General features: G+C 66.1%; 16 protein-coding genes. 3 read left to right on the top strand and 13 right to left on the bottom strand.

All coding sequences use genetic code 11. The features are described 5' to 3' along the window. Nucleotides 1-2 precede the first annotated feature (2 nt). The 8 genes from tcuB to LQD11_RS07910 form a co-directional block, all read right to left on the bottom strand. Nucleotides 3-1,148, bottom strand: coding sequence for a tricarballylate utilization 4Fe-4S protein TcuB (tcuB, locus tag LQD11_RS07945; RefSeq protein ID WP_238617073.1), 1,146 nt, complete (start codon nt 1,146-1,148; stop codon nt 3-5). Next, nucleotides 1,136-2,530, bottom strand: coding sequence for an FAD-dependent tricarballylate dehydrogenase TcuA (gene tcuA / locus LQD11_RS07940; protein WP_238617072.1), 1,395 nt, complete (start codon nt 2,528-2,530; stop codon nt 1,136-1,138). The genes tcuB and tcuA overlap by 13 nt, the downstream gene beginning before the upstream one ends. Next, nucleotides 2,527-4,086 carry a cobyric acid synthase gene (locus LQD11_RS07935; protein ID WP_238617071.1) on the bottom strand — a complete coding sequence of 520 codons (1,560 nt, stop codon included), beginning with the start codon at nt 4,084-4,086 and terminating at the stop codon, nt 2,527-2,529. Before LQD11_RS07935 ends, tcuA begins: the two co-directional genes overlap by 4 nt. 5 nt (nt 4,087-4,091) lie before the next feature. Further along, nucleotides 4,092-5,618, bottom strand: a complete 1,527-nt coding sequence (locus LQD11_RS07930; protein WP_238617244.1) for a cobyric acid synthase — start codon at nt 5,616-5,618, stop codon at nt 4,092-4,094. 189 nt (nt 5,619-5,807) lie between these two features. Then, nucleotides 5,808-7,517: a magnesium-protoporphyrin IX monomethyl ester anaerobic oxidative cyclase gene (gene bchE, locus LQD11_RS07925; RefSeq protein WP_200171346.1), complete on the bottom strand. Its 1,710-nt coding sequence runs from the start codon at nt 7,515-7,517 to the stop codon at nt 5,808-5,810. 163 nt (nt 7,518-7,680) lie between these two features. Further along, the gene (locus tag LQD11_RS07920) at nt 7,681-8,628 is read right to left on the bottom strand and encodes a GGDEF domain-containing response regulator (protein ID WP_238617070.1); all 948 of its coding nucleotides are present in this window, start codon (nt 8,626-8,628) and stop codon (nt 7,681-7,683) included. After that, the gene (locus LQD11_RS07915) at nt 8,625-12,191 is read right to left on the bottom strand and encodes an ATP-binding protein (RefSeq protein ID WP_238617069.1); all 3,567 of its coding nucleotides are present in this window, start codon (nt 12,189-12,191) and stop codon (nt 8,625-8,627) included. The genes LQD11_RS07920 and LQD11_RS07915 overlap by 4 nt, the downstream gene beginning before the upstream one ends. A gap of 116 nt (nt 12,192-12,307) precedes the next feature. Next, entirely contained in the window at nt 12,308-12,646 is a 339-nt protein-coding gene (locus LQD11_RS07910; RefSeq protein ID WP_238617068.1) for a cysteine-rich small domain-containing protein, read from the bottom strand. Nucleotides 12,647-13,021: 375 nt separating this feature from the next. On the opposite strand from LQD11_RS07910, the gene LQD11_RS07905 reads away from it, so the two are divergent. Genes LQD11_RS07905 through LQD11_RS07895 form a run of 3 tightly spaced genes read left to right on the top strand, consistent with a single transcriptional unit; the run spans nt 13,022 to nt 17,825 of the window. After that, nucleotides 13,022-14,968: a PrkA family serine protein kinase gene (locus LQD11_RS07905; protein WP_238617066.1), complete on the top strand. Its 1,947-nt coding sequence runs from the start codon at nt 13,022-13,024 to the stop codon at nt 14,966-14,968. A gap of 24 nt (nt 14,969-14,992) precedes the next feature. Beyond that, entirely contained in the window at nt 14,993-16,276 is a 1,284-nt protein-coding gene (locus LQD11_RS07900; RefSeq protein WP_238617065.1) for a YeaH/YhbH family protein, read from the top strand. Nucleotides 16,277-16,289: 13 nt separating this feature from the next. Continuing rightward, complete coding sequence (locus LQD11_RS07895; RefSeq protein ID WP_238617064.1) at nt 16,290-17,825, top strand: SpoVR family protein; 1,536 nt, start codon at nt 16,290-16,292, stop codon at nt 17,823-17,825. A gap of 21 nt (nt 17,826-17,846) precedes the next feature. On the opposite strand, the gene hemF is transcribed toward LQD11_RS07895, so the two are convergent. From hemF to dprA, 5 genes are read right to left on the bottom strand one after another with little or no spacing between them, the layout of a single operon-like run. Beyond that, nucleotides 17,847-18,764 carry an oxygen-dependent coproporphyrinogen oxidase gene (hemF, locus tag LQD11_RS07890; RefSeq protein WP_238617062.1) on the bottom strand — a complete coding sequence of 306 codons (918 nt, stop codon included), beginning with the start codon at nt 18,762-18,764 and terminating at the stop codon, nt 17,847-17,849. Nucleotides 18,765-18,768: 4 nt separating this feature from the next. After that, complete coding sequence (gene tsaC, locus LQD11_RS07885; RefSeq protein WP_238617061.1) at nt 18,769-19,332, bottom strand: L-threonylcarbamoyladenylate synthase type 1 TsaC; 564 nt, start codon at nt 19,330-19,332, stop codon at nt 18,769-18,771. 11 nt (nt 19,333-19,343) lie between these two features. Beyond that, nucleotides 19,344-21,860 (bottom strand): DNA topoisomerase I, encoded by a 2,517-nt coding sequence (locus LQD11_RS07880; RefSeq protein ID WP_238617059.1) that lies wholly within the window; start codon nt 21,858-21,860, stop codon nt 19,344-19,346. A 31-nt stretch (nt 21,861-21,891) separates the two neighbouring features. Then, nucleotides 21,892-22,362 (bottom strand): DUF494 family protein, encoded by a 471-nt coding sequence (locus tag LQD11_RS07875; protein WP_238617058.1) that lies wholly within the window; start codon nt 22,360-22,362, stop codon nt 21,892-21,894. After that, on the bottom strand, nt 22,359-23,492 hold the full coding sequence (gene dprA, locus LQD11_RS07870) for a DNA-processing protein DprA (protein ID WP_238617057.1): 1,134 nt from the start codon (nt 23,490-23,492) through the stop codon (nt 22,359-22,361). Before dprA ends, LQD11_RS07875 begins: the two co-directional genes overlap by 4 nt. Between the last annotated feature and the right edge of the window lie 13 nt (nt 23,493-23,505).

Genomic DNA, 23,505 nt, shown 5'->3' with positions numbered 1-23,505 from the left:
GCTCATTCCTTGGCCGTGATTCCGGTTCCAGGGCCATGGTGTTGCTCCATGGCTCGACGCAGCAGTGCCGCCCCCCGGTAGGCCCCGTGCACGAACTTGCTGTAGGGCACCAGCAGGAAGAAGCCCAGCACCGTGCCCAGGTGCAGGGCCAGCAACAGCCCCATGGCCGCGGTCTCCCGCAGGGCCAGCAGTACCAGGCCGGTGGCGGCCACCGCGAACAGCAGACCCAGCAGGGCGTAATCCGCCGGCAGGGTTTCCGCCGCGGTGGGTGCCGGGTCCCCCCGCCGTTTCACCCACACCAGCCCGGCCGTTCCCGCCATCATGCCGACACCCCCCGCCGTGCCCAGCAGCACCGGCAGGCTGAAGAAGGGGTAGGGTGCTTCCAGGGCCAGGAAGTGATGATAGCCGGCCGCCACCGTGGTGGAGGCCAGGCACAGCAGGAAACCATAGAACAGGGCATGGTGAAAGCCTCGTCGCCATTGGGTAAAACGCCCGTCCACGTCATTGCAGCCGCCGCCCCCGCCGTCCAGGTTGCGCAGGGTGAGCAGGTCCGCCGCCGCCCGGGGCAGGGCCCGCCACCAGGATGAGGCCGGCGGTGCGCCCCGACCGATGTCCCGCCAGAAACGGGCCACCCCGATGCCCAGGGCCAGCACCGATGTGCCCAGGGTGATCAGGGCCACCGTGGTCATTACCCCCCAGGGGATCACCGCGTAGAAGGCCCCTGCCTCCCGGTGCACGGCAAACAGGGTGTCCCAGGGCACCAGTATCAACGTGAGCAGGGGGATCAGCAGGGTGGCGACCAGGCTCACCATGAGGGTGGCCGGACCGCTGCGGGCCAGCAGGGCGGCGAAGGCACGGGGCCAGGCGTAACGGCGGTAGCTGTCGTGGCGAACCCGGGCCAGGGTGGCGGGCACGTTGATGGCGAATTCGTGGGGCGGGGCGTACTGGCAGGCATACCAGCAGGCCCGGCAGTTGTGGCACAGGTTGGCCAGGTAATGGAGGTCGTCCCGGGTGAGGTCCGGGCGCCGTTCCGAGGCGTGGAACACGGCGCAGTAGCCGGTGCAGTAGCTGCAGACGTTGCACAGGTTCATCACCCGCCGGGCCTCGGCGAGCGTTGTGGAGGAATCCGGGGGGCTCAGTTCAGGCATTTTTCTCCCTCGGGGCGCAGTGTCAGGACCCGGCGGGCGGCTTCCTCCCCGGCGATGCGGCCAAACACGGCGCCCACGGTCAGGGCGGCGCCGGCCACGTAGCCGGTGCCCAGGACGGTGGGGGCCATGATCATCCCCGCCGCATGAAGACCGTCGCAGGGCCGGCCATCGACCGTCATGATCCGGGCCCGTGCGTCCACCTTGAGGCCGTGGCAGGTGAAGGTGATGCCGGGGGCCATGGTCCAGGCATGGAAGGGCGGGGTGGTCAGGGGCAGGGCGCGGCGGGTCTTGGGCGGTTCCAGGCCCTCGGTGTGGCCGTCCTCCGGGCCATCGGGCCGCAGGGCCGCGTGGTAGCGATCCACCGTGTCCCGCAGGATGGCCGGGTTCAGTGCCAGGGTCCGGGCCAGTGCCTCCAGGGTATCCGCCCGGTGGGTGGGATAGATGGAGGGTGGCGCCCGGCGCAGTCCCGTCGCGTCCAGGATCAGGTGGGCCCTGGCACCGGGCAGGCGGGCCACCCGGCGGCCCCAGAAGGAATAGCGGCGCGGGGTGATCTCCGCCCCTTCATCCTGAAAGCGGCGTCCGTCCCGATCCACCACCAGGCCCCAGGGCATGCCGTCCACCCGGGTGACGATACCGCCGTCGGCGGCGGGGGCCATGGCATTCACCGCCACCAGATGGCAGGCCCCGGGAACCCCCGCCGGCGCCGCACCCTGGGCCAGCAGGGACAGCAGGATCTCGCCCCGGACATGGGGGCTGCCCCGGACCAGGAAGGCCGCGGCATCGATGCCCCAGGTCCGGGACAGGGCCTCGGGGTTGGCCTGATAGCCGCCGCTGCAGATCACCACGGTGCGGGCCGAGAGGGTCAGTGATGACCCTTCCCGGCATGCCGGAAGGTGGTGGTGGTCCCCGGCCCGCAGCCGGACATCCAGAACTTTCGTGTCGTGCAGGATCTCCACCCCCAGGTCTTCGGCGGTTCGGGCCAGGGCGTTGATCATGGCCCTGCCGCCGCCCAGGAAGAAGGCGGTCTTGCAGGACCAGGGAAGCATGCCGTCGCCGGTGGGCTGGAACCTCACGCCCTGGGCCTGCAGCCAGTCAGGTAATTCCCGGGAACGCTCCGCCATCAGACGGGCCAGATCTTCATCCATGTGGCCGCCGCTGACCCGCCGCAGGTCGGTGAGAAACTCCTCCACGGTATAACGACCCGGGAACAGGGGGGAGGGGGCGTCGTGGACCAGACGCAGGTTGCGGGAGTGACGGGCGTTGCCTCCCAGCAGATGGCGGGGGGCACTGTCCACCAGCTGCACCGAGGCACCGGCCCGGCGGGCGGCGAGGGCGGCACAGAAGGCGGCGATGCCGCCGCCGATGACCAGGACATCGTTCATGACGGGGGCAGGGCGCCCATGGGGCGGCTGATGTCCCAGAGCCGGTCCAGGTCCAGATCCTCTTCCAGTTGCACTGCCAGGGCGTCCAGGGTGGCCTGGGTCTGCCTGGCATGGTGCAGCTCGCCGGCCTCGCCCCCCATGTGCCGGAGCCAGTGGCCGCGGAAGCCGTCCCCGGCGAAGAGGCCATGCACATAGGCCCCCATGACCCGGCCATCGGCGGACTCCGCCCCTTCCGGCCCCTCATCCAGCATGAGCCAGGGTCGGGCCAGTCCCGGCCCCGTGGTGCGTCCCATGTGCATTTCGTAGCCCTGCACCTGCTGTCCGCTGCGACGGTCCAGCTGATCCAGATCCAGCAGGCGCTTGTCCCGGGTGATGGTGGTCTCCAGATCCAGCAGCCCCAGGCCCGGTGTGTCGCCGGGCGGGCCTTCCAGACCCTGGGGGTCCCGCACCACCCTGCCCAGCATCTGGTAGCCGGCACACAGCCCCACCACGCCGCCCCCCTGGCGTACGTGGGCCAGGATGTCGATGTCCCAGCCCTCCCGCCGCAGCATCTCCAGGTCGGTGCGGGTGGCCTTGGACCCGGGCAGCAGGACCACGTCCGCCGCCCGTGGGATGGGTTCGCCGGGATTGACCCAGCGCAGGTTCACACCCGGCTCCGCCGCCAGCGGGTCCAGGTCGTCGAAATTGGCGATGCGGGACAGCCGGGGCACGGCGATCAGCAGACCCGATCCCGTGCGGGATCTGCGTTGTTCCAGGGCCAGGGAGTCCTCCTGGGCCAGCCGGGCGGCGCCGTCGAACCAGCGTACCAGGCCCAGGCAGGGCCAGCCGGTGGCCCCTGTCATGTCCTCGCGGGCGGGATCGAAAATCCGCGGGTCGCCGCGGAAGCGGTTGACGATATAGCCGCGCACCCGGTCCCGCTCCGAGGCCGTCCATAGCTGGTGCGCTCCCAGTACCGAGGCGGTCATGCCTCCGCGGGCATCCTCCCCCAGCAGGGCCACGGGGATGTCCGCCGCCTCCGCCAGACCCATGTTGGTGATGTCCCGGGCCCGCAGATAGCGTTCGGCGCCGCTACCGGCCCCTTCCACCAGCACCAGATCCGCCTCGGCGGCCAGACGCCGCAGGCTGTCCAGGACGGCGGGCATGAGGCCGGGCTTGAGATCCTGGTAATCTGCGGCGGCCCAGCTCCCGAGCACATGGCCGCGCAGCACCACCTGACTTGTCAGGTCGCTCTGGGGCTTGAGCAGGACCGGATTCATGTGCACCGAGCAGGGGGCACCGCAGGCCAGGGCCTGCAGGGCCTGGGCCCGGCCGATCTCCCCCCGGGCAGGGCTGCCGTCGGGACCCGGCGGGGCATCCGCGTCGATGGTGACGGCGGCGTTGTTGCTCATGTTCTGGGCCTTGAACGGCCGCACGGTCAGACCCCTGCGGGTATAGGCCCGGCACAGACCCGCCACCAGCAGGCTCTTGCCCACGTCGGCACTGGTGCCCTGGATCATGAGGATGCGGGCGCGGGCCGGTGTGGCGTTCGGGAGTGGGGTGAAGGGTAGTGAGGGCATGGTCTCTACCGGGCCAGGGCCAGCAGGGCATCCAGGTCCAGGTTCTCCTCGCAGTGATCCGCCAGGGCCTCCAGGGCCGCTTCCACCCGCGCCTCGTAATCCAGGGCGGAGGCCTGGGCGCCCACCCGTGACAGCCAGGCGGCACGGAAGCCGTCATCCCCGAAGATGCCGTGGACATAGCCGCCGGTGACCCGGCCGTCGGCGGATACCGCGCCTTCCGGTCGCGGGCTGCCGTTGCCGTCGTCCAGCATCAGCCAGGGCCGTTCCAGGCCGGGGCCGTGGGTACGCCCCATGTGCATCTCGTAACCGGTGACCCGGCAGCCGCTCAGGGTGTCCCGGGCATCCAGTTCAATGAGCTTTTTCTCGGCGCCGATCTCCGTTTCCACATCCAGCAGGCCCAGCCCGGGGGTTTCTCCCGGTTCACCTTCGATACCCCGGGGGTCCCGCACCACCCTGCCCAGCATCTGGAAGCCGGCGCACAGGCCCACCACCCGGCCGCCCTGGCGCGCGTGGGAGAGGATGTCGATGTCCCAGCCTTCCCGTCGCAGCACCTCCAGGTCGGCGCGGGTGGCCTTGGAGCCGGGCAGGATGATCACGTCGGTATCCCGGGGGATGGGATTGCCCGGCTTCACCCAGCGCACGCTCACACCGGGCTCCGCCGCCAGCGGGTCCAGGTCATCGAAGTTGGCCACCCGGGAGAGCTGGGGCACGGCGATGTTGAGACCCCGGCCCTCTCCGTCGGCGGGGCGTTCCAGGGCCAGGGAGTCTTCCGCCGGCAGGCGGGTGGCCCCCTCGAACCAGCGCAGCACTCCCAGCGAGGGCCAGCCGGTGCGCTGGGTCATCAGTTCGCAGGCGGGCTCGAACAGGGACAGTTCACCCCGGAACTTGTTGATGATGTAGCCCACCACCCGGGCCTGCTCGGATTCGTTGAACAGGGCATGGGTGCCGACGATGGCGGCCAGGGCGCCGCCCCGGTCGATGTCCCCCAGGATCACCACTGGCAGATCGGCCAGTTGCGCCAGTTTCATGTTGGTGATGTCGGACTTGCGCAGGTATACCTCGGCGCCGCTGCCGGCCCCTTCCACCAACACCAGGTCCGCCTGGGCGGCGGTGCGGTGGAAACTGTCCATCACCGCCGGCAGTAATTGGGGCTTCATCTTGTGGTAGACCTTGGCCCGGCAGTTGCCCAGCACCCGCCCCCGCAGTACCACCTGGGAGCCGATCAGGGTCTGGGGCTTGAGCAGCACAGGATTCATGTGGATGGAGGGCTCCACCTTGCAGGCCCGGGCCTGCAGGGCCTGGGCGCGGCCGATCTCTCCGCGGGGGATCTGTCCGTCAGGCCCCGGTGGCAGGTCGCTGTCCCGGGTGACGGCGGCGTTATTGCTCATGTTCTGGGCCTTGAAGGGCCGCACAGTCAGGCCCCGGCGGGTATAGGCCCGGCACAGACCGGCCACCAACAGGCTTTTGCCCACGTCGGAGCTGGTGCCCTGGATCATCAGTGCCCGGGCTTTGCGGGGACTGGGATCGGGCATGGCGGGGAAGTCGATGGGGGCGGTGGGATCTTCGATCACGGGGTATACCTGGGCAGTGACGGTAAAGGCGATGGGTCAAGATACAGGCAGGCATTTGGCCTGGGCAAGGCGATGCCCTGAAACGACGAAGGGCACCCCGGAAGGTGCCCTTGCGTCAATGACGGCCCTGGCTGTCGTTCAGACGGCGCCTCAGGCGTTTTCCTTGATCTTCTCCTTGATCTTGGCGTCATCCATGCTCTCGGGCAGCTGCTGGTCCCCGCCGCCGCAGATCTTCACCTGCTGGGCAGTGCTGGAGGTGTTCTCCGGCAGCTGCTCGTCGCCGCCACCGCAGGCCTTGAGGGCGGCGCCCTTGGCACCGGCCCGCTTGCGGGGCGGTGCGCTCTTCCACTTGATGACCTGCTCCTCAAGCTGCGGCTCGGGCTTGACCAGGGTGCGGGAGGTGTCGAAGTTCCAGTTCACGGTCTTTCTGGACTGGGGACCCCAGTAGCCGGCCTTGCCCAGGTCGTAGAAGCGACGCTCGAAGGCACTCTTGAGGAACGCCTTGAGGCAGCCCAGCAGGTACTTGCGGCGCAGCGGGTTTCTTTCCCACGGATAGCCCAGGAAGGCCTTCTTCATGTAGAAGCGGCGGTAGTTGTGCATCACCCGGTCCAGCAGTTCGCCGCGGGTCATGGCCTTGGGCTTCATGATGGGGGTCACGAAGTTGTACTTTTCGAAGTCGAAGATCTCCACCTTGTCCTTCATCTCCGTGTACAGGTCGGAGAAGGGCCAGGGGGTGAACATGGCCCAGTTGGCCATGTCCGGGTTCCAGTCCATGCACAGCTGGAAGGTTTCTTCCAGGGTCTCGGCGGTCTCGTTTTCCAGGCCGACGATGAACTGGGCCTCGGTGACGATGCCGGCATTGCGCAGCAGTTCGATGGCCCGCTTGTTCTGGGCCACGGTGGTTTCCTTGACGAACATGTCCAGGTTGAGCTGTGCCGCCGCTTCGGTGCCCAGGGAGATATGGACCAGGCCCGCCTTGCGGTAGAAGGGCAGCAGGTCTTCGTCGCGCATGACGTCGGTCACGCGGGTGTTGATGCCCCAGAGCACGCCCAGGTCGCGGTCGATGAGTTCCTGACAGAACTCCACGAACTTGGCCTTGTTGATGGTGGGCTCCTCGTCGGCGAGGATGAAGAAGCCGACGCCGTGTTCCTTCACCAGGATCTCGATCTCGTCCACCACCTTCTTGGGATCGCGCACCCGGTAGTCACGCCAGAACTTCCACTGGGAGCAGAAGCTGCAGGTGAAGGGGCAGCCGCGGGCCATGTTGGGGGTGGCCACCGGCACGCCCATGGGGATGTAGATGTATTTCTTCCAGTCCAGCACGCCCCAGTCGGGGATGATGGAGTCCACGTCGCGGATGGTGGGCGCGGCGGGGGTGGCGACCACCTTGTCGTCCTCAATGTAGGCGATGCCCTTGATGTCCTGACGGCCCGATTCCCAGCGGCCCTCGTCCACGGCACGGACCACTTCCAGCACCACGGCCTCGCCTTCGCCGCGCACGATGGCGTCGATCCAGGGGGCTTCGGTGAGCACCTGCTGGAACATGAAGGTGGCGTGGATGCCGCCGAGCAGGGTCACGGCGTTGGGGCAGGCCTCCTTGGCGATCTTGAGGGTCTGTTCGGCCTTGTAGATGGCGGGGGTGACGGCGGTACAGGCAATGATGTCGGGCTGGGCTTCGGCGAAGATCCTGCGCAGATCCTCGTCCGAGGTGTCGTCGGTCATGGCATCGACGAAGACGTACTCGGTGTAACCGTGGGTCTTGAGGTAGCCGGCCAGATAGGCCACCCAGGCGGGGGACCACTTACCGGCGATTTCGGCGCCCCCGGAGTGGTAATTGGGATGGACGAAGAGGATTCGCATACGTTGCTCCCGCGAAAGGATTCATCACCCTCGGGTTCTCCCGCGGGTGAACAAGACAGGCGGGGCGTTCCTAAGTTCCCCGGAATGCCCGATCGTACCCGTGCATTTTTGGCACTGTCAACCTTGATGGACAGCTGGACATGCGCTGCGTCAAGGGCTTGTATCATCCAGGTTCCCGAGGGCGCCTGGTATTGCAGACGGTACGGTTGCGTCCCTGGCTCTTGGCCTGGTAGAGGGCCTCATCGGCCAGGGCCAGCATTTCATCCAGGCTGCTGTCCCTGGCGGCGGCGCAGACGCCGATGCTGAGGGTGACGGGCAGGGCGCCGGCCCGGGTCACGATCGGGGTCCTGCACAGCTGCTGGCGCAGTTTGTCGAACAGTTGCCAGGGATCGGCACCGACCGGCATGGCGGCGACGATCAGGAACTCCTCACCCCCCAGGCGCCCGACGGCATCGTAGGATCGCACACTCTCGCGCAGCAGGTGGGCAATCCCGCACAGGACCTCATCGCCGGTCTGATGGCCGTGGGTGTCGTTGATGGTCTTGAACCGGTCCACGTCGCACATGCCGATGGCCAGCATTTCACCATTGCGAATGCAGCGTTCCCGCTCCCGTTCCAGATGTTCCAGGATGGCCCGGCGATTGGGCAGGCCGGTCAGGGGGTCATGGGTGGCCTGGTAGGCCATGTCTTCACGGCTCTGCAACAGGGCCTCCTGGAGTTGGATGATCCGGATGCCCACGCCCATCCTGGCCCGCAGTTCGCCGGCATCGAAGGGCTTGACCAGATAGTCGTCGGCGCCGCTGTCCAGGGCGTGGATCAGGTCGGCCTTGGTATCCCGACAGGTCAGCATGATGATGAACGTGGGCAACTCGGTCCGCAGGCCGCGCACCCTGCGCACCACGTCGATGCCGTCCATCTCCGGCATCATCCAGTCGAGGATCGCCAGTCGGGGGGCGTCGGGCATCCGCAGCATCCGCCAGGCCTCCATGCCGTCCCGGGTCTCGATCACCTCATGTCCCGCTTTCTCCAGCAGCGATACCAGCAGGGTGCGGGAGGTCAGGTCGTCCTCGGCAATCAGGATGCGCACCGGCGTGTCACCTCGGATGGTCATGCCGTTCCGGCATCGGGTCGTGGATCATGATCGGACATCTCCCGCAACACAAGCCGCAAAGCCTCCAGCAATTCGTTACATTGCTGTTCAAGATCCGGCAGCAGGGCGGCCGCGGCCTGGATATCGTCGTTCGCGGCCGTTTCCAGGCGTTGGGCGGCCAGGCGCAGGCACTCGCCTCCCGTGCTGGCGGCGGCACCCTTGAGGGCATGGGCCTGCCGGCAGACCTGTTCCGGCGTGCTGCCGGGCGTGTTCAGCAGCCGTTCCAGTGTCTCGATCTGGCGGGGCAGGTCTGTCCGCGCCGTTTCCAGTACCTTGCGAAGCAGATCCAGATCCCCCTGCAGGCGCCGTTCCATGCCCGGCCTGTCGAAGATCGGAGTGCCGGGTGATGGCCGTGCCGACACACCGGGTGAGGGTGACTTATTCCCCGGATCCCGGCCGAGCCATGGCAGCAGTGTTCGTGCCACGACCTCGGGTGTCAGCGGTTTGCCCAGGTGCCCATCCATGCCCGCTTCGCGACAAAGGGCCTGCTCTTCGGGGCTGCTCTGGGCGGTCATGGCGATGATCGGCATGTTCCGCGCGGCCGGGCCGGCTTCACCGCGTCGGATGCGTCGGGTCACCTCCAGGCCGTCCATGTCCGGCATCTGGATATCCAGCAGCAAGAGATCGTAGTCGCGGTCCCGCAGGGTCGCCAGCGTGTCCCGGCCGCAAGGCACGGAATCCGCCGTCAGCCCCAGCTTGCGCAGGATACCCATGGCCACCTCGCGATTCACCGGGTTGTCATCGGTGACCAGGATGCGGACGTCGGGATTGCCGACGCCGTCGAGTTTCCGTTCCGGTGCGGTCTCAAACCTTGCCGAGGTGGCGGCCTGGAGCGGCACAGTGAACTGGAATGTGGAGCCCTGTCCCTCCCGGCTTTCGACCTGGATATCCCCGCCCATGAGCGCCACCAGTTGCCGGCAGATGGCCAGCCCCAGTCCGCTGCCGCCGTAGCGGCGGGTGGTGGAGGCATCCACCTGGGTGAATTTCTGGAACAGCAGGTCCAGCTTGTCCGCCGCGATGCCGATCCCGGTATCCACGACCGCGAATTGCAGCAGCCCGCGCCCCTGTTCCCGTGCCTGTCGGCTGACCGTGATCCGTACGCCGCCTGCGTGGGTGAACTTGACGGCATTGCCGGTGAGGTTGAACAGGACCTGGCGCAGCCGGGTCGGATCCCCTACCAGCCATGCCGGTACATCCGATTCAATCTGATAGCCCAGCGTGAGACCCCGGGCATGGGCGGTGGGTATCAGGGTTCCGGTCACGCTGTCCAGCAGCTCCGGCAGGGAGAAGGGGATCGCCTCCAGCTCCAGTTTGCCGCTCTCGATGCGGGAGACGTCCAGGATGTCGTTGATGAGATCCATCAGCGTTCTTGCGCTGGACAGCAGGGCGCGGGTGTAACCGGCCTGCCGGGGTGCCATCGGGGTATCCTTGAGCAGTTCCGCCATGCCGATGATGCCGTTCATCGGGGTGCGTATCTCATGGCTGATGTTGGCCAGGAAATCGCTCTTGGCCTGGCTGGCCATGAGGGCGGCCTCCTTGGCCCGCACCAGCGCCTGCTGGGCCTGATGACGGGACGTGGCGTCATGGACGATGGAAAACAGCAGGGTCTGCCCGTCCAGGTCCAGCGGCGTGGAATGGACCTCCACATGGCGGATGTCGCCGTCATGCAGACGATGTTGAAATTCAAACTGGTTGCAGATTTGTTGCAGGGCCTGCTGCATCGCCAACCTGATTTCCGCCTCCTGCCGGTTGTTGATCTGGAATATGCTCATGGTGCGCAGCGTTGCCGGCTCATGACCGTAGAACCGGGCGGCGGCGGGGTTGGCATCCACGATGCTTCCGTCACGGGGGTTGATGAGCAGCATGACGGCACTGTTTTTCTCGAAGAAGCCGCGGAAACGCCGTTCACTTTCCCGCAGTTCCCGTTGTTGCTCGCGGATGCCGGCATCGGTCCGCCGCAGCAGCACGATCAGGAACCCGAGCAGACCTCCCAGCAACACCAGGGTCCATGCGCCGGACAGGCCCAGAACCCTGCCGTGGGCCGCCTGGAGTTCGGAAATCTCGTGCAACAGCAAAAGGTTGCCGATCCGATACCCGCTGGCGTCCTGAAATGGGAGGGCCGTCAGGCGCCAGTGCCCGTCCCTGAAGGGGAGGTCCCGCAAGGCATGCATGGGCGGCGCGACGACGAAGGGCGCGAGGATTTCCCGCAGCAGCGGGTCGGAGGCATAGAGAAGCGAGCCGGACCGGGGTCGATGTCCGCTCGACCCATCGCCGCCCGGTTCGGATACCGGTGCGATGAAGGCCAGTTCCATGTCCGGTCGCAGATGGCTGCCGGCAAGCACCTGATCGAAGGACAGTGCAAGTTCCAGGGTGCCGAGCCGCTGTTCCCGTGAGTCCAGGATCGGGCGGGTAGCCTGCATGAGCAGGCTTCCTGTCTCGTCCAGCACCAGTCGTGATGGTGCCTGGTCTCCGCTCGGCGGGTATCCCCAAAGGGGTTGGAGTTCGGCGGGCATCCGGGCCGTGCAGGCCCGGCACTCGCCTTGCGGGGTCAGCAGGGCCGCGTAATGAAATGGGTGGAGTGAGGCGAACTGATGCAGCAGATCGCGGGCGTCCCCCATTGTCGCGGTGTCATCGGGATGGCGCAGTGCCCGCTCCAGGCTCGGGTGCTGGATCAGCAGTTCGGCGCTCGTATTCAGGATGCGTGCCTGCTCGCCCTGGAGATGGCGGATATCCCTCAGCACCCCGGTGTAGGCCTCCCGGCTGGATTCCTGGAGATGTTCGGACTGGAACCAGAGGACGATGAGATTGAAGCCGCTCACCAGCAGGACGAGCATCAGCACCAGCGGAATCAGCAGCCGGCCAAGGATGGGGCGAGGGGATTCATGGAGCCGGTAGGTGGAGACGAGGGCGGCGGCAAACCCGATGAACAGGCTCCAGAAGAAGCCCAGGGGGAGGGCTGCCCGACCGGCAATGTCCTGTTTCCACGTGCCTGCATCCACGTCGATGCCCAGGATGGCCGGTATGTTGCCGGTGTCGGGATCATGGATGGGCAGGATGGCGCTGACCCAGGTGCCCCACTCGTCGGTCAGCGGGCCTTCCACGAAGGGTCTGCCGTGTTCGAATGCGGCGGCAAGCTCTGCCGAGTGCTCTTCAAATATCGAGCCGGGTGGCAATTCAGTCCATTCTTCCCAGGGGGCGAATGGCTGATCCACCAGGAAAACCACCCTGCCGGTCGAATCCAGCCCCAGGAGATAGAGATAGGCATAGCGCTCGTTGTCCAGGCGCGCCCGCATCAGCGCGGACTGCAGCGAGCGGAAGGCTTCCAGTTCGGTGTCGTCGGGGTGACCGCTCAGGGCGCGGATCTGCTCGATGTCCAGGCCAAGCTGGATCCTGCCCGCCTTCTCCAGCAATTCCTGGCGAAGTTTCAGGTCGATATGCTGGATGGCGATGCTGCTCAGCAGCAGGCCGATGCCCATGGTGATCGCCATCACCACCAAGGCGTGGCGGAGAGTCCAGCGATTCATCCTTACCCCGATTGTTGAACCGATAGCTTAACCAATATTTCCGGGGTGGTGCAGGCGCACCGGATGATTGAGGACATTGCGCGGAAGAATGGCGCCCAGCCCGTCCATGCGCGGGGTCACGGTTCCGGCTGTGCGTCCTCGGGCCGGGCCACCCGGTAGCGGGTCTGTTCATGACCGTCCCACAGGACCGGACGTTCCAGCCATTTCTGGATGAAGTGCCAGGACTGGCGGTAGCCGTCATGGGGCAGGGTGCAGTCGCTGCAGTCCTTGCGTCGCATGCCCCGTGGGTCGGTGAAGACTGTGTAAGGCCCGGGACATTCATAGGCAATCAGCGGGCAGTAGCAGAACAGGCAGTTGAACTCCCGGGTGATACCCCGGTGGCAGGGCATGAACGGGCAGGCGCTATTGGTAAAGCCCTTGTAGGCCTCGTTTTCGGTGCTGTCTTTGGGCTCCATGATCTCCTCCGGGGGCCTGCGCGGGAGGGCAGGTTTGGGGATTGCCGGCCGGTTGTCAAGCCGGCGCGGGTTCGGGGAAAGTCCGACGACTGTACTATGCTTCATGCAGGGCGGATGCCCGTTTCCGTGGCAAAAAGCCGGCCGCGCACAGGAACTGTGCACGGCGGGTGACGTCCAACCGGAAAGACAGGCCACGGGTCAGGCTTGAAAAAGTACCCGGGCAGCTCATCCACCTTCCCGTTCAGGTTGCCGGCAAACCGGGCCCCTGCCCAGGGGCGGTCTGGCGGGTTGAGTGCGACGGATATTCGGCTGTGGTCCCTATCTTGCATAGGTCAACGCAGTGTCATCTGACTCCATAACGAGGGGGTGATTGCGATGGATTCGGCTGAAGCCTTGATTGCGCAGTACGCACGCGCCTATCAGAAACGCCAGGAGACGGAGATGTCCCTGGGTGAATACCTGGAAGGATGCCCCGATGATCCGATGCGCTATGCCAGTGCCGCCGAGCGACTGGTGGCCGCCATCGGCGAACCCAGGGTGCTGGACACCGCCAAGGATGAACGGCTGGGGCGCATCTTTCTCAACCGCACCATCAAGATCTATCCCGCCTTCGAGGATTTCTACGGGATGGAGGAGACCATCGAGCGCATCGTGGGCTTTTTCCGCTATGCGGCCCAGGGTCTGGAGGAGCGCAAGCAGATCCTCTACCTGCTCGGTCCGGTGGGGGGTGGCAAGTCGTCCCTGTCCGAGCGTCTCAAGGCCCTGATGGAGACGCATCCCATCTATGTGCTCAAGGCCGGTGACGAAATCTCGCCGGTGTTCGAGAGTCCGCTGGGGTTGTTCGATCCCGCCGTCATGGGAGAGACCCTGGAACAGCGCTTCAACATCCCCCGGCGCCGCCTCACCGGCCTCATCTCCCCCTGGGCGGTGAAGCGACTGGACGAGTTCGGCGGTGACATCGCCCGCTTCTCCGTGGTGCGCCTCTACCCCTCCCGCCTGCGCCAGATCGCCGTCTCCAAGACCGAGCCGGGGGACGAGAACAATCAGGACATCTCCTCCCTGGTGGGCAAGGTGGACATCCGCAAGCTGGAGCTCTACAGCCAGAACGATACCGACGCCTACAGCTACTCCGGCGGCCTCAACCGGGCCAACCAGGGGATGTTGGAGTTCGTGGAGATGTTCAAGGCGCCCATCAAGATGCTCCATCCGTTGCTCACCGCCACCCAGGAAGGCAACTACGTGGGCACGGAGAACATCGGCGCCATCCCCTATCAGGGGATCATCATGGCCCATTCCAACGAATCGGAATGGCAGAGCTTCAAGAACAACAAGAACAACGAGGCCTTCATCGACCGCATTTCCGTGGTCAAGGTGCCCTACTGCCTGCGGGTCGCGGAGGAGGAGAAGATCTACGAGAAACTGATCCAGTCCAGCGAACTGGCCGACGCCCCCTGCGCCCCGGCCACCCTGGACATCCTGGCCAAGTTCTCCGTGCTCACCCGCCTGCGGGAGCATGAGAATTCCAACCTGTTCTCCAAGATGCGGGTCTACAACGGTGAGAGCCTCAAGGACACCGACCCCAAGGCCAAGTCCATGCAGGAATACCGGGACGTGGCCGGGGTGGACGAGGGCATGGACGGGGTCTCCACCCGCTTTGCCTTCAAGGTGCTGTCCGAGACCTTCAACTACGATACCCGGGAAGTGGCCGCCGACCCGGTGCACCTGCTCTACATGCTGGAGCAGTCCATCCGTCGCCAGCAGTTCCCGGAGGACACGGAGCGGCGCTACCTGGAGTACATCAAGGCGGAACTGGCGCCCCGTTATGCCGACTTCATCGGCCACGAGATCCAGAAGGCCTATCTGGAGTCCTACAGCGACTTCGGCCAGAACCTGTTCGAACGCTATGTGTCCTACGCCGACGCCTGGATCGAGGACCACGACTTCAAGGACCCGGACACCGGCCAGTTGCTGGACCGTCAGGCCCTGAACCAGGAGCTGAGCAAGATCGAGAAGGCGGCGGGCATCGCCAATCCCAAGGATTTCCGCAACGAGGTGGTCAAGTTCGCCCTCCGGGCCCAGGCCAGTCAGGGGGGGCGGATGCCTTCCTGGACCTCCTACGAGAAGATCCGGGAGGTGATCGAGAAGCGCATGTTCAGCCAGGTGGAGGACCTGCTGCCCGTGATCAGCTTCGGCGCCAAGACGGACTCGGACATGGAGCGCAAGCACACCGAGTTCGTCCAGCGCATGGTGGAGCGTGGGTACACCGAGCGGCAGGTGCGCCGTCTGGTGGAATGGTACATGCGGGTCAAGCAGGCGGGCTGACGGCCCTGCCTCGGGAGTACCACAGTGGTCAATATCGTCGACCGGCGTCTCAATCCGAAGGACAAGAGCCTGGCCAACCGCCAGCGTTTCATCGGCCGTGCCCGGCGCCAGATCCTGGACGCGGTGCGGGACGTCTCGGCCCGGCGCAAGGTGGCGGACATCGGTCAGGGGGGTGAGGAGATCAGCATTCCGACCGATGGCCTGCAGGAGCCCGGTTTTCGCAAGGACGGCGGCAAGGGCCTGCGCCGCCACGTGGTGCCCGGCAACAAGCAGTACGTGGCCGGAGACGCCATTGCCCGGCCCGAGGGTGGACCGGGGCAGGGCGGTCGCGGCGGCAGTCCCCAGGGGGAGGGGGAGGATGCCTTCCAGTTCACCGTCAGCCGGGACGAGTTTCTGGACCTGTTCTTCGAGAACCTGGAACTGCCCGACCTGGTGCGTACCCAGCTCACCAAGGTGGAACAGCAGGGTCTGCAGCGGGCGGGCTATTCCGTCTCCGGTTCCCCCTCCAATCTCAACCTGGCCCGCACCATGCGCAACTCCCTGTCCCGGCGCCTGGCCCTCAAGCGTCCCCGGCGGGAGGAGACCCGGGCCCTGGACGAGGAGATCGACCGCCTGGAGCGTTCCGGCAAGGATCCGGAGCGCCTGCGGGCGCTGATCCGGCTGCGGGAGGAGCAGGTCGTCCGTGCCAAGCGCATCCCCTATATCGACCCCATCGATCTGCGCTACAACCGCTTCGACCCGGTGCCCAAGCCCATTTCCCAGGCCGTGATGTTCTGTCTCATGGACGTCTCCGGCTCCATGACCGAGGACATGAAGGACCTGGCCAAGCGCTTCTTCATGCTGCTGTACCTGTTCCTGCAGCGCCGCTACCAGCATGTGGACATCGTCTTCATCCGGCACACCCATATTGCCCAGGAGGTGGACGAGGACACCTTTTTCTACTCCCGGGAAACCGGCGGCACCCTGGTCTCCCCGGCCCTGGAGGAAATGGAGCGGGTGTTGCGGGAGCGCTATGACCCGGCGGACTGGAACATCTACGCCGCCCAGGCCTCCGACGGCGACAACACCCCGGCGGACAACCCGGCGGTGGTGGATCTGATGGAATCGGTGATCCTGCCGGTGTGCCGGTACTTTGCCTACATCGAGGTGGCCGAGGAGCGGGGCTGGGAGATGACCACGGACCTGTGGCAGGTCTACGAGCGCCTGGTGAAGGCCGGCCGGCCCCTGGCCATGCGCAAGGTGAAGTCCCGGGCGGACATCTTTCCCGTGTTCCGGGATCTGTTCACCCCGGTGGAACTGCGGCGGTAGGAGGCGGCACCCGATGACCACGAACACCCCCCTCTACACCGGTGCCGACTGGGACTATCCGCTCATCAAGAAGGCCTTTGACGCCATCGAGCGCGTGGCCATCGACGAGATGGGGCTGGATCCCTACCCCAGTCAGGTGGAGATCATCAGCTCGGAACAGATGCTGGATGCCTATTCCTCCATGGGCATGCCCCTGTTCTATCGTCACTGGTCCTTCGGCAAGCACTTCGCCCGGGACGAGATGTACTACCGCAAGGGCATGACCGGCCTGGCTTACGAGATCGTCATCAACTCCAATCCCTGCCTGTGCTACATCATGGAAGAGAACACCATGACCATGCAGACCCTGGTCATGGCCCACGCCGCCTTCGGTCACAGCCATTTCTTCAAGAACAACCACCTGTTCCGCTCCTGGACCGACGCCGAAGGCATCCTGGACTATCTGGATTTTGCCAAGGCCTACGTGGCCGAGTGCGAGGAACGTTACGGCCTGCGGGAGGTGGAGCGGGTGCTGGATGCCGCCCATGCCCTGATGAGTCACGGGGTGCATCGCTATCCCCGCCGCCAGCCGCTGAACCTGCATCAGGAAATGCAGCGGAAAAAGGAGCGGCGCCGTTACGAGGAGCAGACCTTCAGCGACCTATGGCGCACCCTGCCCCAGCGTACGGGCGGGCCGGCCCCCCGGGAGCGGGCCCTGGACGAGCGCCGGGAAGCCCTTGGCCTACCGGAGGAAAACCTGCTCTATTTCCTGGAAAAGCGCGCCCCCCGGCTGCAGCACTGGCAGCGGGAGATCCTGCGCATCGTGCGGGTGGTGTCCCAGTATTTCTATCCCCAAAAGCAGACCAAGGTGATGAACGAGGGCTGCGCCACGGCGGTGCACTATCACCTCATGACCCGCCTGCACGAAACCGGTCGGCTCACCGACGGGGCCTTCATGGAGTTCCTGCACCACCACACCAACGTGGTGTTCCAGCCGGAGTACGATGACCCTCGGTTTTCGGGCATCAATCCCTATGCCCTGGGCTTCAACATCCTGCAGGATCTGAAACGGATGTGTCTGAACCCCACCGAGGAAGATCGGCGCTGGTTCCCGGACATTGCCGGCAACGGGGACTTCCTGGGCACCTGGAAGCAGGCCTGGACCGAGTATCGGGACGAGAGCTTCATCCTCCAGTTCCTGGGGCCGAAGGTGATGCGGGACATGCGTCTGTTTTCGGTGCGGGATGATGCGGACGAGGCGAACCTGGTGGTGGAGGCCATCCATGACGACGGGGGTTACCGGGATGTGCGCCGGGCCTTGTCGGCCCAGTATGATCTGGCCCGCCATGAGCCGGACATTCAGGTGGTGGACGTGGACCTGTCCGGGGACCGGCGGCTGATCCTGGAGCATCGCGTGGTGGACGGTCGCCTGTTGGAGGCGTCCGATGCCCGTCAGGTGTTGCGGCATCTGGCCACCCTGTGGGGGTACGGGGTGAAGCTCCACGAGGTGGATGCGCGCACCGACCAGGTGCTCAACGAGTTTCCCGAGGTGGCCCCGGCCGCGGACTGAGGCAGAACCCCCGCTCCCGCCTCAGACCCATTCCCTGGGGGTGAGATACCGCTCCAGCAATTGCGCCTCCGGGCTTCCCGGCGGCGCCTGATAGTTGTACTCCCACCGCACCAGCGGCGGCAGGGACATGAGGATGGACTCGGTCCGTCCCCCCGACTGCAGCCCGAACAGGGTGCCCCGGTCATGGAGCAGGTTGAACTCCACATAGCGCCCCCGCCGGTAGAGTTGGAAATCCCGCTGGGCCTGGGTGTAAGGCGTCCCGTGACGCCGGTCCACGATGGGCAGATAGCCGGGCAGATAGCCGTCCCCCACGCCGCGCACGAACTCAAAACAGCGCTCAAAGCCCCATTCGTTCAGGTCATCGAAGAACAATCCGCCGATCCCCCGGTGTTCCCGGCGGTGTTTGAGATAGAAATACTCGTCACACCACTGCTTGAAGCGGGCATGGACCCCCTCGCCGAAGGGCGTGCACAGGGTACGGGCATGAGCGTGCCAGTGAATGCAGTCCTCGTCGTGGCCGTAATAGGGGGTGAGATCGAAGCCGCCGCCGAACCACCACACCGGCGCCTCGCCCTCCTTTTCCGCCAGAAAGAAGCGCACGTTGGCATGGGAACTGGGGACATGGGGATTGAGGGGGTGGATGACCAGGGAGACCCCGGCGGCCTGGAAGCGCCGTCCGGCCAGGACAGGGCGGTGGGCCGTGGCGGTGGGGGGCAGGTTGCGGCCCGAGACATGGGAGAAGTTGATGCCGGCCTGTTCGAAGATCGCCCCTCGGCGCATCACCCGGCTGCGGCCGCCGCCGCCTTCCTCCCGGGTCCAGGCATCATCCACCCAGGCGGCGCTCGGGTCCCGGTCGGCCAGGACTTGGCAGATCCGGTCCTGCAGGCCACGGAAGTAGTCCAGAACCGGTTCAATCCGGGGGGAGGCCGTGCCGGTCATGGGCTCAGCTGCCCCGGATCTGCCGGCCGGTCTGCAGATCCCGGATCTCGCTGGGGTTTTCCCGGCCACCGGTAGGGCCTTCCAGGATGCCGTCCAGCAGCGAGCCCAGGGCTGCGTCCACTTCGTCGGCGGATCGCCCCGGGGGATGGCCGGACAGGTTGGCGCTGGTGGAGACCAGGGCCATGCCGGCCGCCCGGCACAGTGCCGCCGCCAGGGGATGATCGGTGACACGGACCGCCAGGGTGTCATGGACCCCGGTGAGCCAGCGCGGCGTGTCCGGTCGGGCCGGCCACAGCCAGGTGTGGGGGCCGGGCCAGGTGGCCATGGCCTGTTCCTGCAGCCGGGCATCCACCGGCCGCAGGAAGGGGGAGAACTGGGCGAAGTCCGCGCCGATGAGGATCAGTCCCTGGTCGGGGAGCCGTTGTTTGATCTGCAGCAGCCGGTGGACCGCCACTTCGTTGCGGGGATCGCAACCCAGACCGAATACGGCCTCGGTGGGGTAGGCAATGACGCCGCCCCCACGGATGAGGGCGGCGGCATCGGTGGCGTCCGTCAGTCGTCTGGTCATGGCGAGGGCTGTCAGCGGGAGTTGCCGGCACTGCGCTCGGCCGGGGAGGTGTCCCGGTCACCGGTCTTGGCAGTGGTAGTGGCCTTGCGGGAACGGGTACCCGTCCTGGTGGCTCCGGATGTGGTGGTCCCGGCCTTGCTCTTGCTTGCGGCGGCCTTTTTCCCGGGTTTGGCCTTGTCCTCGGATGCCTCCTTGGCGGTGGTGGCCTTCTTCTTCGGCGCGGCCTTCCGGGTGCCCCGGCCCTTCTTCTCCGGCGCGGCCGCCAGCAGGGTGCGGCACTGCTCCAGGGTCAGGGCCTTGGGGTCCTCGTCCTTGGGAATGCGGGCATTCTTGTTGCCGTCGGTGATGTAGGGACCGTAGCGGCCGTTGAGCACCTGGATGCCGGCCTCCTCGAACACCTGGATGAATCGATTGGCGTCCGCTTCCTTCTTCTCCGCCACCAGTTCCAGGGCCCGGGACAGCTCAATGGTGTAGGGGTCGTCCTCCTTCTTCAGGGAGGCATAGCGGCTGCCGAACTTCACGTAGGGTCCGAAGCGGCCGATGTTCACGCTCACCGGCTCCCCTTCCGGGGTCTCCCCCAGTTCCCGGGGCAGCTGGAACAGGGCCAGGGCCTCGTCCAGGGTGATGCTGTCCATCTTCTGGCCGGGGCGCAGGCCGGCAAAGCGGGGTTTTTCCTCGTCTTCCTTGGTGCCGATCTGGACGAAGGGTCCGTAGCGCCCCATGCGCACGGAGACCGGCCGACCCGACTTGGGATCGGTGCCGATCTCCCGGGCCTGCACCGCCTCCTCGCGGGTGACCGAGGCATCCTTTTCCTTCACCTGCTCATGGAAGCGGCTCCAGAAGCCCTCCATCACCGGAATCCAGTCCTTCTCGCCCCGGGAGATCTCGTCCAGCTCGTCTTCCAGGCGGGCGGTGAAGTCGTAGTCCACGTACTGGGTGAAGTGCTGGGTCAGGAAGGTGTTGACGATGCGGCCGATGTCCGTGGGCACGAAGCGCCGGTTCACCAGCTCTGCATATTCCCGTTGCATCAGGGTGCTGATAATGGAGGCATAGGTGGAGGGACGGCCGATGCCGTGCTCTTCCAGGGCCTTCACCAGGCTGGCTTCCGAATACCGGGGCGGCGGCTCGGTGAAGTGCTGATCCGCCTGCACGTCGTTCAGGGTGACCTGTTCACCTTCCTGAAGCTCCGGCAGCAGGCGTTCATCGTTTTCCACCGGGGCGTCGTCCTGATCCTCCCGGTAGACGGCCATGAAGCCGGGGTCGCGCACGGAGGAGCCGGTGGCGCGGAAGATATGCTCGGCGCTGCCCGCTTCCAGGTCGGCGGCCACCGTGTCCAGGGTGGCGTGGATCATCTGGCAGGCCACGGTGCGTTTCCAGATCAGGTCATAGAGCTTGAACTGATCGGTGGTCAGATGGCCCTTCACCTCCTCGGGCAGGCGCAGCACCGAGGTGGGGCGGATGGCCTCGTGGGCCTCCTGGGCGTTCTTGGACTTGGTCTTGTACTGGCGGGGGCTGCCGGGGACCTTGTCGCGGCCGTAGCGCTGGGCGATCAGGCCGCGGATCTCTTCCACGGCCTCATTGGCCAGGGTGAAGGAGTCGGTACGCATGTAGGTGATCAGACCGATGGGGCCGGAGCCCAGATCGATCCCTTCGTAGAGCTGCTGCGCCACGCGCATGGCCCGACTGGCGGAGAAGCCCAGCTTGCGCACGGCTTCCTGCTGCAGGGTGGAGGTGGTGAACGGCGGTGCCGGATTGCGGCGCCGCTGTTTCTTTTCCACCCTGGCCACCCGCAGCCGGCCCTGGGCGGCGGCCAGCAGGGTTTGGCGCGCCTGGTCGGCGTCGGCCTCGTTGTTGATGTCGAACTGTTCCAGCTTGCGTCCGCCGTAAATCTGCAGACGGGCGGTGAACGGGCTTTCATCCTTGGCCGCCAGGGCGTCCAGGGTCCAGTATTCCCGGGTGATGAAGCGCTCGATTTCCTCTTCGCGCTCCACGATCATGCGCAGGGCGGGACTCTGTACCCGACCGGCGGACAGACCGCGCTTGATCTTCTTCCACAGCAGGGGGGACAGGTTGAAGCCCACCAGATAGTCCAGCGCACGCCGCGCCTGCTGGGCGTTGATCAGATCGTTGGACAGCTCGCGGGGATGCTCAATGGCGTCGCGCACGGCCCGCTGGGTGATCTCGTGGAAGACCACCCGCTCGGTGGTCTTGTTGTCCAGCAGGCCCCGTTCCCGCAGCAGTTCATGGAGATGCCAGGAGATGGCCTCGCCTTCCCGGTCCGGGTCGGTGGCCAGGATCAGGCGATCGGCCTTCTTCAGGGCGCGGGCGATACTCTCCACATGCTTCTCGTTGCGGTCGATCACCTGATAGTGCATGCGGAAGTCGTGGTCGGGGTCCACGGCGCCCTCCTTGGGCACCAGGTCGCGCACGTGGCCATAGGAGGCCAGCACCTCGAAATCGCTGCCGAGGTACTTTTTGATGGTCTTGGCCTTGGCGGGGGACTCGACGATGACCAGGTTCTTGCTCATGTCCTGGCTACCTGTGGTTCTTTGTGGGGTTTCAGTGCAGATACTCCGGCGGGCTGTCGAACATCATGTTCTCCAGCCAGGTGTAGGCGGCTTCCTGCCCGGGCTGGTTGAACAGCACCATGAGCGTGATCCATTTGATTTCTTCCAGGCTGATGTCTTCGGCATCCAGATCCATGATCCGGTTGATGACCACCTCGCGGGTGGCGGGGCTAAGGACACCGTTTTGTTCCAGAAACAGCAGGAATCCGCGGCTCTCGGCATCCATGCGGTTCATCTCGGCCTTGGTGTAGACGCGCAGCGCCGAACCGGCATGGACCGTCTGCGGCGAGTCCTGGGCGGCCAGGTTTTCCAGCCAGTCGAAGGCCTTGTGGATCTCGGCCACCGGAAACCCGGCATCCAGCAGGAGGTCCTGAAGCTGTTCCCGATCCGGCTCCAGCTCGGTATCGTCATCAATATAGTTTTCAAACAAATACATCAGGACATCAAGTACGTTTTCTTTCATTTTCCGCTTTCCGACCGCAGGCGGACATAACGACCACCGGACAAGGAGGCCACCTGGCCGCGCAACTCCATGAGCAGCAGCATGGAGGAAACCGCACCCACGGTCAATGTGGTGCGGGCCACCAGCTGGTCCACCGAGACCGGGTCATGGCCCATGGCCTCCAGCAGACGGACATGGTCTGCATCCGGCACCGGCGCCGGGTCGGGGGTCGCCGCCGGCACCATGGCCGGTGTCCGCGGGTCCGGGGGCTGGGGAGGCAGCAGATCACCGAGTTCCTCAAGGATATCATCCGCCGTTTCCACCAGTTTCGCGCCCTCGCGGATCAGGCGGTGACAGCCCCGGGCCAGGGGATTGTGGATGGAGCCGGGGATGGCAAACACCTCCCGCCCCTGTTCCACCGCCAGCCGGGCGGTGATCAGCGAGCCGCTGCGGGTGGCCGCTTCCACCACCAGGGTCCCCACGGCCAGGCCCGCCAGAATGCGGTTGCGGCGGGGGAAGTTCTGGGGTGTGACCGGGGTGCCGGTGGGCAGTTCCGTCACCATGGCCCCTTCGGCCACGATGCGATGGCCCAGGTCGCGGTGGGCGGCGGGATAGATCCGGTCAGGGCCGGTACCCGTCACCGCAACGGTCAGGCCCTGGGCCGCCAGGGCGCCTTCATGGGCGGCGGCATCGATGCCCTTGGCCAGGCCGCTGGCAATCACCAGTCCCCGGCGGGCCAGATGGGCGCTGAAGGCCGCGGCGGTTTCACGGCCGCCGGGCGTGGGATGGCGACTGCCCACCACCGCCAGCATGGGCCAGGACAGCACCTGGGGGTCCCCCACCACATACAGCACCGGGGGCGGCCCCGCGATATCCTTCAGACGGACCGGATAGCGGGGATCGTCCAGGGTCAGGATGTGGTGTCCCTCCCGGCGGGACCAGTCCAGGTCCGCCTGTACCCCCGGTGGCGTCTCTGCCTGGAGAAAGTCAATGGCCGCCACCGACAGGCCCGCCCGGCGCCAGGCGGACGGGCCGGCCGCCATCACGTCCCGAGGCGTGGCATGTTGCCGCAGCAGACGCATAAAGGTGGCGGGCCCCACCCCCGGTGCATGCAGGAGGTGGAGCCAGGCGGTCAGCGCTGACGAGTCCATGTGTCGTGCCCGT

The organism is Ectothiorhodospira shaposhnikovii, from assembly GCF_022227765.1.
Classification (GTDB): domain Bacteria; phylum Pseudomonadota; class Gammaproteobacteria; order Ectothiorhodospirales; family Ectothiorhodospiraceae; genus Ectothiorhodospira.
Note: the sequence above shows the minus strand (reverse complement) of the source record. Positions and strands in the feature narration are given on the sequence as shown.

Coding starts and splice junctions, on each gene's coding strand:
- tcuB (WP_238617073.1), bottom strand. CDS start 1,148: ATGCCTGAACTGAGCCCCCCGGATTCCTCCACAACGCTCGCCGAGGCC.
- LQD11_RS07935 (WP_238617071.1), bottom strand. CDS start 4,086: ATGCCCTCACTACCCTTCACCCCACTCCCGAACGCCACACCGGCCCGC.
- LQD11_RS07905 (WP_238617066.1), top strand. CDS start 13,022: ATGGATTCGGCTGAAGCCTTGATTGCGCAGTACGCACGCGCCTATCAG.
- LQD11_RS07895 (WP_238617064.1), top strand. CDS start 16,290: ATGACCACGAACACCCCCCTCTACACCGGTGCCGACTGGGACTATCCG.
- hemF (WP_238617062.1), bottom strand. CDS start 18,764: ATGACCGGCACGGCCTCCCCCCGGATTGAACCGGTTCTGGACTACTTC.
- LQD11_RS07880 (WP_238617059.1), bottom strand. CDS start 21,860: ATGAGCAAGAACCTGGTCATCGTCGAGTCCCCCGCCAAGGCCAAGACC.
- tcuA (WP_238617072.1), bottom strand. CDS start 2,530: ATGAACGATGTCCTGGTCATCGGCGGCGGCATCGCCGCCTTCTGTGCC.
- LQD11_RS07920 (WP_238617070.1), bottom strand. CDS start 8,628: ATGACCATCCGAGGTGACACGCCGGTGCGCATCCTGATTGCCGAGGAC.
- LQD11_RS07875 (WP_238617058.1), bottom strand. CDS start 22,362: ATGAAAGAAAACGTACTTGATGTCCTGATGTATTTGTTTGAAAACTAT.
- bchE (WP_200171346.1), bottom strand. CDS start 7,517: ATGCGAATCCTCTTCGTCCATCCCAATTACCACTCCGGGGGCGCCGAA.
- LQD11_RS07915 (WP_238617069.1), bottom strand. CDS start 12,191: ATGAATCGCTGGACTCTCCGCCACGCCTTGGTGGTGATGGCGATCACC.
- dprA (WP_238617057.1), bottom strand. CDS start 23,492: ATGGACTCGTCAGCGCTGACCGCCTGGCTCCACCTCCTGCATGCACCG.
- LQD11_RS07910 (WP_238617068.1), bottom strand. CDS start 12,646: ATGGAGCCCAAAGACAGCACCGAAAACGAGGCCTACAAGGGCTTTACC.
- LQD11_RS07930 (WP_238617244.1), bottom strand. CDS start 5,618: ATGCCCGATCCCAGTCCCCGCAAAGCCCGGGCACTGATGATCCAGGGC.
- tsaC (WP_238617061.1), bottom strand. CDS start 19,332: ATGACCAGACGACTGACGGACGCCACCGATGCCGCCGCCCTCATCCGT.